Below are 13,201 nucleotides of genomic sequence, written 5' to 3' on the forward strand. Positions count from 1 at the left end.
CTGGACATACAAACAGGAGTATCCCGCAAGCCATTGATGGCCGGCAGGACACTCCTGTTTCACTGTTGTACGCTTAAGGGGCAGCGTTCAGCAAATTATAGATCAGCTGGGCTGCTTCAGCCCGGGTAGCGTTCCCTTTGGGAGCGAACTGGCCCGGGGCTTGACCCTGAACCAGCCTCAGCCCAGCCGCCTTCAATACAGCGGATTCCGCCCACGGTGACACGAGGTTCAGGTCGTCAAAAGCAGAAGCAAGAGAACTCTCCGGCTTCACGCCGTTGTTCAACTCGTAAGCCTGCATCAGCATCACTGCAGCCTCCTCGCGGGTAACCCGCGCATCCGGCTCGAACCGCTCCGCAGCTCTGCCGCTGATGATCCCCGCCTTGTAGGCTATTGAGACAGCATCCGCATACCACGCATCCGGCGCTACATCCTTGAAGTCTGCTTCACCAGCCGCAGAAAGTCCCAGGGAATGAACGAGCATAGCCGTGAATTCAGCCCGCGTCACCGTCCGTCCCGGCTCGAACTTGTCTGCGCCGGTGCCTTGAATAAGCAGCTTCGCCGCCAGCTCCTGTATAACCGCGCTCGCCCAATGAGCCTCCGGCACATCGGCGAAGCTCCGGTTCAGTTCCAGAACGGCATAGGTGCTGAAGTGGCTGACCTTGGCCGTTAATACTCCATTACGGTACTCCGCCTTAATATATTCCAGCTTCCCGTTATCGGCAATATAATAGAGGCCGCCCCGCTTAACATCGAAGCCACCTGCAGCTGCCAGGCTCAGCGTGACCGGCGGATTGAATGCGGAGAGCGTCTCCGCCGCCCCGGATGTAGCGGCAGCCGACAAGCTGAAGGTATAGATATCCCCTTTCAAGGCAATCTCCGCATGAAGGCTTCCCGCAGCAGCGGCAATGCTGTCAGCCCCCTTGCTGCCCGGCGGTACGAGATTCAGTGAGATTACACTGTCTTCACGTTGGTTCTCCGGCAGCTTGTTCAGCAGCTGGCGGAGCAGCTCCGCCGGAATCTGCAGCGCCAGCTTGCCGGATTTCACTTCCAGTGTATGGTCCGCCAGCTTGCGGATTACAGCAGAAGACAGCTGAATTTCCTGCACCTCCGCCTTGAGCTCCACAACAACGCGTCCTGCCGCCTGATCAAGCGCCAGCATATCCGGCGTGAGAGTCAGCGTTCCGTCAGCAGGGGTTTGGGTTACAGTACTGCCGGAGGCGCTACTGCTGCTGACGATATCAATGCTGTTGCTATTGTTACCGCCGTTATTGCTCCCGTTATTTCCATTATTTCCGTTATTCCCGTTTCCGTCCGGATTACCGGGATTCTCAGGCTCGGGATTCCCCGGGTGCTCAGGATTTCCGGGTTCCTCAGCAACTTTCGTCAGCTTCACCAGCTTCGATTCGGCAGGCTGCAGGGTCAGCGCCCACGAGCCTGTAATGGACGTTGTTTGACCTGTCCACAGGTCCTTCATCGTGTAGAATTCCGCGGCATCCAGTCCGGCGCGTGCGAGATTCACATTCTTCTCCGCCGGAGCTGTGGCGCTGTAGTTGAATACAGCCAGATAATAATCGCTGCCGTCCTGCAGCACGAAGGTATCTGCGGCATTCGCATTCGTGTTGCCTTCCAGCGGCTTGAAGGCCTGCCCCTTCAGGGCTACCCCAAGAATATCCGTATTGTTATACAAGGCCGTCATATATTCCTGCGCTTTGGCATCGTTCACATCATCCGAATCCAGCAGCACCGTTCCGGCAATAACACCGGAGTTCATCCGGCTGCGCGCTTCCGTCAGGCTGGCAGCACGGCTGAGCGCCAGATGATCGGGATCGGTGTAGGAATAGATCGTTCCATTTTGCCAGAAGCCGTAAGTTAATGAATTCAGCATATATTCCGTCTCATTAATCCGGCCGAAGCTGTCGCAGGAGATGCGTCTGCTGTGCGCGTACTGGCTCGGGAAGATCGGTGCGATGGATTCACTGATGAACATGCTTCCGTCCAGCCGGTCCCGCACATAACCCATACCTTCATTATATGCCTGGATTCCTGTCGTCACTTCCGGGTTGTAATGCTGCCCCTCCAGTGAGCCGTGAGTCAGGAAATCAAGCTTGATATAGGTGAAGCCAAGGCTCTTGAATTTGTCCAGGAAGTAATTCATCCGCAGTTGCGCTCCCGGATGTGTTACATCCAGCGGATAAGCTCCGTCCAGCGTCGGCAGGGGCTGGCCCGCAGCATCCTTCAGGACAATGTCGCCATACGTATACTGATTATTGGTACCTTCTACCGGCTGGTTCATATTGTTGCCCCAGTATACAAACGGTCCCCAGTAAATTCCCGCATGCTGGCCGTTGCCCTTGATCACTGCTACGGCATCGGCAAGCTGCCGGTCATTCAGATTATCCCAGTAAGAGTCCATATTAATGAATACATTGCCGTTGTTGCTGAACTTCTGCAGGTTCTCTTTGAAGTAGTTCGAGACGTCGACAACATCCTGGTAGGATAACGAGCTTTCATAAGCGCCCCAGCTGTTCCAGCCGACCGGCACACCTTGTGGCAGCGCCGGATTCAGCGCCAGCGGCGGGGCAATGACAGCATTGGCCCGGCCGTATTCCTCAAGACCGGTCCGGTAATCGCTGAACCCGCCGACCATAATCAGCGGCGAGGATACTTCCGTGCCGGTCAGGCTGCCGTGAGGCTGGGTATCACGGGTCACCTCACTTGCGGCACCGCCATAGACTGCCAGCTCATTGAGCTGATTAGCGGAGCCCTTCCAGTCAATGCCGGTTTTCCATGTGTCATGGGTTACCGAGCCAAGCACCAGCCCGCTGCGGGTAGCGTTATTGAATATAGCCGTCAGCTCGTAGCTGGTATCCGCCCGGTTCATGGTTTGGGATTTATAGCGGATCCAGGCATCGTTGTCAAAAGGCACTGTCAGCACCCGGTTATCCGCACTCGTGCCAACCGATACGCCACCCGCACGCTTCACGGTAACCGGTGACATATAATGGGTCTCTATCCCGGTGTCGCTGACGGCATCCAGCCGGGTCAGGAAATAATCCTTATCTTCATAAAATTTATAGACCTGCTTCAGCACCGGCTTGCCCGGCGAGGTATGAACCATAGCCAGCTCGATCCCTTTGCCGAAGCCGTCCTGAATTTCCACAGGTGCACCGGCACTGGCATGGCTCTCATAGCCTTTGCTGTCTATCAGGCTGCCGCCGGTCTTCATACTGCTGTAGACGCCCTCCAGCTTCTGTCCGTCCGCCCAGCTGTAGCCGGCCAGTCCGGTCTTGGAGTTCAGGGACACTTCATAGGCTGAGCCCGTTACCAGCAGGCCATAGGTATAGTCGGTAACCGTAATCGCCCCGTAGGTCTGCGTGCTGCCCGGTGTACCGAGATCCCACTCTTCTTCCCCGGGATTCTCCGGTCCGGTATTCACCGCCGGCTCTACGATAATCCGGTCCAGATCCGGCGCATACCAGTTGCCGTCTGTGAAGGTGATCGTATTCACACCTTCGTTCAGCGCAAGCGTAAGCTCATAGGTCCCTACTGTGTCCCAGTCAGCCGTCTTCGGCACCTCATAGTATTGCTCCGCGCCCCCGTTGCTACTTACATAGAAACTGCGCGGATCACCGGAAATATAGGCTACCGTAATCTTGTAATCTCCAGCCACCGGGGCGGTAACCCCATTGAACGTCAAGGAGCTGCCGCCATTCAGATATCCGACCTTCTGGCCGCCGGAAGCCTTCGGACTGTCCGATACCCTGGCTTCTCCGGACAGTGTGTTGGCCGGCGCTTCCGCTTCATAGCTGAGCGTGAACGGAATCACTTCAATCTTGTCCATATCAGGCGAATACCAGTTATGATCGGAGAAAGTGATTGTATTCAGCCCGGCCTGCAGAACCGCTTCTGCATCATACGTACCGACCGTATTCCAGCTGGCTGTCCGCGGCAGATCAAGCATTTCGTCCGGCCCCTGGTTCACCTGCATATATACAGGCCGGGGATCTCCGGATATATAAGAGATGCGGATCAGATACGTTCCGGCTGCCGGAACGGTAACATCCGTGAACTGCAGGGAGCTGTTCTGGTACAGATCGGTTACCTTCTGGCCGCCTGAGCTGACACTGCTGTCCGCAATCCTGGCCTTGCCGGTTACGAGATTCCCGGGTGCTTCAGCCTCAATTATGGTACCGCGCAGGTTCTTCACCCAATCGTCTCCGCCGCCTCCTTCACCAGGACCGCTGGTGACAAGGCCGCCAATCACGATCTTATCGATATCTGGTGAATACCAGTTGTTGTCATCGATCAGGATAGTGTTCGCCCCGGCATTCAAGGTCAGCGTCAGCTCATAGGCACCCGCCGTGTCCCAGTCGGCCGTTCCCGGCGGTTCTTCGAACTGCACTGCCCCGCCGTTCGCACTGATATTGAACGGGCGGGGATCACCGGAGAAATAATACACGGTAACTTTATAATCCCCTGCCGTGCTGACCGTCACCTGATTGAACAGCAGCGAGCTTCCCTGATACATGCCTCCGACCTTCCGGCCACCGGAAGCAGCCGGACTGTCCGACACTGAAGCGTTCCCGCTCAGCACATTCCCGTCAGCCTCAGCTTCATAAGTGTTCGAATCCTCCGCATGTACCGTCCGGGTGAACTGGCTTCCGCCAGCCCCTGCCAGGCAGATGACCATAAACAGCAGCATACATTTTTTCATTAACCGTCCAAGCATAACATCCCTCCGTTTAGTTATCTGATCAGCTCTTGTAATCGCTTTCCAAGCTAATTGTAAAAACCCGGAGGGCAATGTTCCATATCGCAATCTTATGATTCATAAGGGAAATCATCTTTCTTGGCTGCACTCAAATATTTTTGCGGAACTCATTCGGAGTAACCCCCTGATTCTTCAAGAACAGGGAGATGAAATAAGACGTGCTCTCGTAGCCGACGCGCTGGGCGATATCCTGGATTTTGAGCGAGCCGTCCGCGAGCAGCTCCTTCGCCTTGCCGAGCCGGATGCGGGTCAGATAATCATGAATCGTCATGCCGGTCTTGTCCTTGAAGATCGAGCGCAAATAATTCGGCGACAGATACACCTGCTCCGACAGGCTGTTGATCGTAATCGGCGTATCATAATGCTGGTCGATCACGGTGCGGACCTTGTGGACGAGCTTCGCATTTTTGTCCATAAACCGCTCACCGAGCATGCTCACCGCAGCCTCCGCCGTGCCCAGAATCAGACCCTCGATCTCATGCAGCGTCAGCGCATTATAGATAGAATGATACAGCTCTGCCCGCTTGAAGCCTTCAGGCGCCGGCTCGTGCAGCTCCAGCAGCTCGCCGGCCAGCTCAATGGCCCGGTCACAGATGATTTTGGGCTTAATCCGCAGTGCGGCCAGTCCGGCGAAATACCGGTGAAGCAGCTGTGCTGCCTGTTCGAAGTCCAGCTGGTGGATCGCCTCGAACCATTCCTTCCGCTCAAACGGCGGCAGCTGTTCGCTGTAGAACCGGTCACGAACCTTGGCGCCATGTATGACTTTACCTGCACCTTCATAGAAACGTTCAGCCAGAATTACACGCGTCTCTTCGTACAGCTTATGGAGATCAGGGAGTAAAGCTTCCTGCCCGCCGACCGCAGCGGTTACCGTGAAATCCAGCGCCCGGCTCATCGCTCCGGCAAGATCCTCCCAGGCATAATGGCCCGGCTGCTTCGCAGCTTCCATATAGACGCCTGTCTCCCCTTCTTTATAGGGGACAAAGACAGTATTCAGGTTCTTCAGCTTGAAGTAATGCTCCAGATAAACCGTCAGCCTGCCCATCCACTCCTCCAGACTCTGCTGCTCTGCTTCCGCCTCTTTGGGGTCAACACTGAACAAGGCCAGGGCATACCGGGTCGTCTCCGGCTGGCGGGCCAGCAGGCTGAAGCTGTTCGCAAGTCCGGCGGCATGCTGCGGATTTTTTTCACCGGACAGCTCCTTCAGAATCTTGGCTTTGGCTGCTTCTACCGACTTAAGCTTTAACCGGGATTCCTCGCAGAGCTGCTTCACTTTTGTGATAACGCTCTCAATTTCCTGCAGATCCAGCGGCTTCAGCAGATATCCGACAGCTCCGGCATGCAGCGCAGACTTCACGTAATGGAATTCATCATGCCCGGTCAGAAACATCACCTGAATCCAGTCATAACGTTCGTGCAGGGCCGCCGCAAGATCTATGCCATTCATAATGGGCATCTGCACATCGGTAAGCACAATGTCCGGCCGGATCGCATCTATTTTCTCCAGGGCATCCCTGCCGTTGCCGGCGGTGCCGGCGACATAGAGTCCCATCTCTTCCCAGCGTATATAGTCTCTCAGCGTCTCAAGCTCAAGTGCTTCATCATCTACCAGAAAAATACTGTACACCGGAGTTCCCCCTCTTTGCTGCTGTCATCTAACCTGATTATATTTTGTTTCCGGCCCCCCTGGCGATGCTTCTGGCCAATGAAAGTCATTTTCCGGCATCGATCGTTAATTAGGAGTATACCGCTCAGCAGCAGTTCTCGTCGATGGAAGGGATTAACTGGGGTATCTGGGTATCTAGCAGTTGGAAAAACGTACCTTAATTTAGCTGCTTTGGCCCGTTTGCGGCAATTAGATGGATAAACGTCATTTAATTTCATCTGTTTCAGCTATTCCGGGTAGTATAGCTTAAATTAAGTGCTGTTTTTCCACCTGTTGTTTGAGAATGACCCATCCGTTCACTAGCAAGTGGAGGAAATCCAACTAATTCCAGGCAGAACTGCAGTCAACCCTAGCCGGTGCAGTTCCTGGTGTATTTATCCGCCTCCACGGAGTAATCCTTCCTAATACATTACAAAAACGGGGGCAAACTGCGCCCCCGTCCCCTTATGATAACAGCTCAAGTGTGCTGTCCAATGTATAGCTTCCGCCTTCTTCCGCCAGGAAGGAAGCCCTAACCCCGCCCCAGCGTACCGTCACTGTTCCTGGAGAGAACGTACGCACTTCAGCTGACTTCAGCCGGCCGTTCTCCCAGGTAATGTCCACTTCCGCGTTGCCCCTGGCCCGCAGCCCGGATACCGCTCCGGTGCTCCAGGCGGCCGGAAGGGCAGGCAGCAGATGAATCTCGTCGGCATGGCTCTGCAGCAGCATCTCGGCAATGACTGCTGTACCGCCGAAATTCCCGTCGATGACGAAGATATTGCTCTCTGCCCCGGCTATTCCCGATTTGGAATAGGTGAACAGATTATCGAAGCAGAGGCCGCCGATCAGGTGCGAGATATGCTTATAGGCCTTCTCCCCGTCATGCAGCCTGGCAAAGCCGAGGCCGAACAGAGCCGCCGTGAACTCCACATCCTCCAGCTCATTCTGGAGCATCCGGTTCTCAAGCATCACTCGGGCTGCCCGGCTAAGCTCCGGTGTCCGGCCGGGAGTAATCTGGCTGGCCGGATACAGGGCGAACAGATGAGAGAGATGCCGGTGCTCCGGCTGGGCCTCCTCGTAATCCTCCAGCCATTCCTGCAGCTGGCCCTTCTTGCCGATTCTAAGCGGCGGCAGCTTGGCTATGGCCTCCTGCAGCGTCCGCTGGAACTCTTCGTCCTGCTCCAGTGTCTCTGCTGACATCAGGCAGAATTCGAACAGCTCCCGGACCAGAATCTGATCCAGTGTCGTTCCCATTGACAGCTGCTGTGCCCCCTCTCCGGAATCACCGGGGTAGAAGCTGTTCTCCGGTGAATTGGACGGGCCGGTCACCAGCCAGCCGTACTTGGGATGGACACACATATAGTCCAGGAAGAACGCTGCCGCTTCCTTGAGCACGGGATAAGCCTGCTGCTCCAGGAAACCACGGTCCCGGCTGAATTCATAATGCTGCATCAGATGTGCAGCCAGCCATAGTCCGCCGGTGACATTAAGCCCCCATGAAGTCTCCCAGCCCGGAAGCGTGAATCCCCAGACATTCGAGAAGACATGGGCGACCCAGCCTCTGCTGCCATACAGCCCGCTTGCAGTCGATTTTCCGGCCTGCGCCAGCTCTTCAATATACCGCATCAGCGGAAGATGGCTGTCCCCCAGATTGATTACCTCTGTAGGGTAATAGTTCATCTGCGTGTTGACATCTAGGTGATAGTCACAGCTCCAGCCCATCCGGCAGGCTTCACCGTCATTCCAGATGCCCTGCAGATGCAGCGGCAGCGGCGAGTCCGCCCGGGAGCCGGCGATCGTCAGATATCGCCCGTACTGCAGGAACAGCGCGAACAGCTGCGGATCACCCCCGCCGCCCTGAGCCAGAGACTGAATCCGCTGATCGGTAGGAAGCTCCGCACTGTCCGTACAGCCCAGGTCAAGCTTTACCTTGTCATATTCCCGGCGGTAATCGGCAATATGCCCTGCTCTCAGCAGCTCATAGCCCTTCTCTTCCGCCTCTGCAAGGATGCTGCGGCTCCCGGCCTCCCAGTCCCGGCCGGTACGGCGGTAATCTGTACTTACGGCGAAGTAGATCTTGGCTTCATCCGCTCCGGCAACTGTCAGCCGGCCGTCCCGGCTATGAATAGCACCGCCGGTTATTATCACTTTGACCAGGCCTTTGGCAAGCACGCCGCAAGTCCCGTTACTGTGTATGGCTTCGGTTGCCTGACTGCTGAATTCCAGCGTATCGCCATTTACGGGCAGCACCGTGAACGATTCCGTCCCATTCACCAGACTCAGCGTAAAGGATACTGCACCCGGCCTGCTGCTCCAGATTCTTGACGCCACCAGATCGCCTGCATGCGAAGCGAAGACCTCACGGTGCAGCGCTGCATCCCGGCCCTGATACACGGCTCCGGCCACCGCATGACTCAGATCGAGCTCCCGCCGGAAGGAGCCGGCGCCTTCTGAATCCTCCGCCGCCGGCTGCACCCGCTCCGTTCCCGCGAATTCAATTACCACCTCGCATAATCCGAGGTTCGTGCCGAAATTCTGTTTCTCCGGCTGCAGATGCTGCTTGGCGAGGCGGTCGCCTGCCTCGTAATCTCCGCTGAAGAAATGCTGGCGCATTGCTTCAAGCGCATCCTTGCCGCCTCCGGAAGCAGGTACCGGGTCGGTCTGTCCCGACCAGTAGGTGACCTCGCTCATGCTCCACACTTCTCGGTGCGGGGCAGCCATCACAACGGCTCCCAATCTGCCGTTGCCCAGCGGCAGTCCCTGCGCCCAGTTAACCGCAGGCGTGGAGTACCACAATCTATAGTCGTTCATCCCGCATTCTCCTTCTGTCATGTCTTTGCAATCAGCTTGTAAATCTTCGACTCGGCCGGTTCCAGTGCTACTGCCAGCACGCCTTCAGACACTTCTCCCTGCCGGCCTTCCCACAGATCATGAATCAGGTAGGTGGCCTTGGCATTCAGCCCGGCACGCGCAAGAGAAACGGATTTATGCGCCGCCTGTGCCGCATCGAAGTTGAAGACGGCCAGATAGAAAGCCTCTTCTTCGGCAGCTTCCAGCACGAACACATCGGAAGCCCCTTCCCCCAGATCGCCTTCCACCGGCCGGAATGTCTTACCAAGCCGGGCTACATTCATAATTTCCTTATTGCCCAGCCACGCCTTGGCCCGGGCCGCCGCTTCCTCCTTGCGGAAATCATCGCCCAGCAGCAGAACCGTGCCTGCAATGACTGAGGCGGTCAGCCGGCTTCTTCCCTCATGCCAGCCCGTAGGCTCCTGGTTGAAGCTCTTGTAGATGACCGAATGATCGGGGTCATTATAGCGGTACAGCGTATGATTCATCCACCAGCCATGCGTCAGCGAGTTGAGCAGATACTCGGTATCCTGTAGCGTACCGAAGACATCGCAGGATACGCGGCGGCTGTGTGCAAAAGCATACGGAAACAGCGGAGCAATCGACAGATTAATAAAGAACGGGCGGCCGGCAGCTTCCGGTGAGAGCTTGTTCTGCAAGTACGACATTCCGTAATGATAAGCGGCAATTCCGGTGGTGATCTCCGGATTGTAGTGCTGCCCCTCCAGTGCCCCATGAGCCAGGAAGTCCAGCTTAATATACTCAAACCCTTCGTTGATGAACTTGTCCGTGAACCAGTCCATTCTCAGCAGATTGCCCGGATGCGTCGGATCGATGGCCAGACCGCCATCCACATCCGGCAGCACCTCACCTTCGCTGTCCCGCAGCAGAATATCGCTGTACGTATATTTGCCGCCTGTCCCTTCAACCTCCTTGCTGAACTGGGCCGGGCTGCCCCAGAAGGCAAACGGTGTCCAGTATGTTCCCGGCTTATGGCCGTTTTGCCGCACCCGGTTCAGTGCATCCTCCATTTCAGCAGGGGTCAGCTGATCCCAGAAAGCGTCGAAGTTAATATACAGCGTGTCCTCATTATGGAATCCGAGCGGCTGCACTTCCTTGCCCAGGAAATCGCTGGTGGAGGTGTACAGATCATAGTCCAGATTAGTCATTGCGGCAGACCAGCTGTTCCAGCCGAACGGCACACCGCCGCTCCAGGGAAGCGGGGCTTCGATCCAGGTATTCGCCTGCCCGTAGGCTTCCAGCCCTTCTCTGTAATCCTCGTAGAATCCGAGCCAGACCAGCGGTGATTCCACGCGGGTCCCTTTGACATATCCGTGCGGCTGGAAGTCACGGGTCAGCTCGCCTGCGGCACCGCCGTACAGCTCCAGTTCCCCGATTCCCCCATCAGCTCCGCTCTTCACCTTAATTCCCGTCTTCCATACCTTATGGCTGAGGGAGCCGAGAATAATTCCCCGGCGGCTGTCCTGCCGGAACAATGCCGTTACTTCATAGCTCTCCGTCTGCAGCGGCGGCTTGAGCACCGTATATCTGACCCATTTGTCATTGTCAAAAGGTACCCGGAGCACACGGACATCCGCCGGCCCGGTTTCCCCTTCCAGAGCGATGCCGGCGGATTGAATGACTGCCAGACGGTTCGTCCGCAGCCCTGTATCACTGAGAATCACAGCCTGAAGCAGGATGAACGGGGATTGCTCATAAATATAGAAATGCTGCTCCAGCTGCGGAAGCTCTGCCGATTCATGCAGCACCGTCAGATGCACCCCTCTGCCGAATCCGTCCCGGACAATTTCGCTCTTCTCCTTCAGCTGATGATGCTCGTAGCTTCCGGTATGCACTTCCCGGCCGTTCCAGCGGTAGGCGCTGCGCATCCCCTTCACTGCGGAAGCAGTGCTGCCTGTGCAGGCTGCCTCCCCTGTGGCCAGATCAAGTTCCAGCTCCAGCAGGCCATTATTTATACGGACCAGAGCCCCCTCTGTAAGTTCCACTTGTACGGCATATTCGCTGTCAGTTCGCATGATTTGCCTCCCTATTATGCGTTATGAACCCTGCAGCGGCAGATCACCCGGACCGCCTGCGCAAAGTCTGATCTCATTATAGAAACAGATTCCCGCGGTTGCCATGCAGCGATCTTCCGATCCATAACGCGATCTGACGCATTTATCCCTCATCCCCTTTTGTATCCTTACGGTTCCAGTTCCAGCATATGATATGAATTCTCCGCTACTTCTGCATCGGTACAGGCGGTCAGCGTAAATGTCCTCCCCGGACTGGGGAAATCCCCCTTCATCCCCGTCTTCCGGCCATCTTCCGGCGTTACCGCCACACTGTTATGCTTAAACTTTAGTCCATGCGTACTCCCGCCACTGAGAATAGGGAAATCCCCTGTCTGAAAAAAATTCCGTTCAATGCGGATATTCCGGTGAACCGGAGCACTCCCGTCCGCTTCCTTAATCTCCGGGGCAATGTGAATTACGGGAGCTTCTCTGCTGCCGCAGGAGATGAACCGGTTCCCGGTAATGGCCATATCCCTCACAGCCCCGGACTCATACCAGGACCCTGCATCAGCTGCAACCAGAACCGCACTCATCTGCATCCGCTCGAATACATTGTCCAGGATCACTGTTCTGCGCCTTGTAGTCACCAGAATCCCCCTTGTCGGAATCCGCGAAAAATGATTCCCACGGATCTCCACCTCCGGAGTCCAGGTAATATTCTCAATGACATCCTCTGCGCCAATGCCCGGCGGGAGTGGACCTTCCAGCATCAGCACCTGCTCACGCGGATTCAGCTGTTCCGCAGTGATTACCCGGCTGCGCGCATAAGCCGCCAGGGAATCCGCACGGATGAATTCAAGCTCATCACCCGGCCGGAATGCCATGAATCCGTATGTCTGCGGATGCATAAACCGGACCTTCAGCGCATCCTCAGCCGCCTGCCCGGTAATCCGCAGATAGGTACCGTGAATATTAACCGCATCGTCATGGGCACCGCTGAAGCGGCACTCTTCAATCTGAACCCGTCCCCTGCAGCCGGACAGATGAATGAAATCAGCGAATCCGGCAACGGTCCGGCCGGTTTCTCGGCGCGGTGACAGGTCCAGCTGCCGGAAACTGAGATCTGTGCTGAACTGGCAGGCAATTCCCAGCCCGTGCATGAAATGTATCCCTGTATTCTGAATCATCACACCGGTGCTCTCCGTGATGAAGACTCCCGCCTGATCACGGATGCCGTCGCGCACCTGCAGGATATTCCCGGGGGCGGCCTCCGGCCGGAAACCGAAGCTGAACCGCAGCCTGTGCGGGCTAATCTCTTCAACCTGCCGCGCCTCTGCCAGCCAGTTATCCGTGCGCCAGGTTATATTCTGCACAGGATCACAGATCTGCATCGGACCATCACGGAAGCGCCAGCCTGTGCCAATCCACTCCAGCCTGCCGCCGCTCAGCTCGTACTGCGAATCAGGGTGTACGCTTACTTCGCAGAAGCCGGCGCCGCAGCGGTCCACAGTCATCTCAGCTACGGTGGGCTGGCTGTAATCCAGATGCAGGTTACGGATCTCAATGTCCGTACAGCCGTCCAGAATCAGCATCGTCTGCTTGCCGTGGAACAGGAACAATGAGCCGTTCCCCTCCAGTGTCAGCTGCTGCTGCCCCTTCAGCAGCAGGCCGGCGGTCTTGCTCACATCCGGGTTCTCTTCCTCGCTGGCTGTGTTGGTGATGTAATAAGGTACCCGGAGTGCATGGTCCGGGTAGAAGCGGTAGCAGCCCTGCGGGCAATCCAGCAGCACCGGACCTTCTATCCGGCCTGCGGCTGCAATTGCCCGCAGCATCGCAGGCTGGGTATCATGCTCCGAATCCGGAATGGCATCGAAATCGGTCAAGCGCAGTACCGTCTGCTCCAAGCATGCCCGTGGGCCA

The 13,201-nt window shown here is 56.5% G+C and carries 5 protein-coding genes; all 5 read right to left on the minus strand.

Annotated features, from left to right (window positions below; all coding sequences use genetic code 11):
- Positions 1-73: 73 nt before the first annotated feature.
- The 5 genes from LOS79_RS16110 to LOS79_RS16130 all read right to left on the minus strand — a co-directional run bounded on the left by LOS79_RS16110 (position 74) and on the right by LOS79_RS16130 (position 13,185).
- Positions 74-4,714, minus strand: coding sequence for an S-layer homology domain-containing protein (locus tag LOS79_RS16110; protein WP_315421668.1), 4,641 nt, complete (start codon positions 4,712-4,714; stop codon positions 74-76).
- Between the two features lie 145 nt (positions 4,715-4,859).
- Positions 4,860-6,398 (minus strand): response regulator, encoded by a 1,539-nt coding sequence (locus LOS79_RS16115; protein WP_315421670.1) that lies wholly within the window; start codon positions 6,396-6,398, stop codon positions 4,860-4,862.
- A 483-nt stretch (positions 6,399-6,881) separates the two neighbouring features.
- Positions 6,882-9,227 carry a glycoside hydrolase family 95 protein gene (locus tag LOS79_RS16120; RefSeq protein WP_315421673.1) on the minus strand — a complete coding sequence of 782 codons (2,346 nt, stop codon included), beginning with the start codon at positions 9,225-9,227 and terminating at the stop codon, positions 6,882-6,884.
- A 17-nt stretch (positions 9,228-9,244) separates the two neighbouring features.
- Positions 9,245-11,302 carry an alpha-galactosidase gene (locus LOS79_RS16125; protein ID WP_315421676.1) on the minus strand — a complete coding sequence of 686 codons (2,058 nt, stop codon included), beginning with the start codon at positions 11,300-11,302 and terminating at the stop codon, positions 9,245-9,247.
- Positions 11,303-11,469: 167 nt separating this feature from the next.
- Positions 11,470-13,185: an alpha-1,3-galactosidase-related protein gene (locus LOS79_RS16130; RefSeq protein ID WP_315421677.1), complete on the minus strand. Its 1,716-nt coding sequence runs from the start codon at positions 13,183-13,185 to the stop codon at positions 11,470-11,472.
- Positions 13,186-13,201: the final 16 nt, after the last annotated feature.

The sequence above is a fragment of the Paenibacillus sp. MMS20-IR301 genome, from assembly GCF_032302195.1.
Taxonomy (GTDB): Bacteria; Bacillota; Bacilli; order Paenibacillales; family Paenibacillaceae; genus Paenibacillus_AQ.

Coding starts and splice junctions, on each gene's coding strand:
- LOS79_RS16110 (WP_315421668.1), bottom strand. CDS start 4,714: ATGAAAAAATGTATGCTGCTGTTTATGGTCATCTGCCTGGCAGGGGCT.
- LOS79_RS16120 (WP_315421673.1), bottom strand. CDS start 9,227: ATGAACGACTATAGATTGTGGTACTCCACGCCTGCGGTTAACTGGGCG.
- LOS79_RS16125 (WP_315421676.1), bottom strand. CDS start 11,302: ATGCGAACTGACAGCGAATATGCCGTACAAGTGGAACTTACAGAGGGG.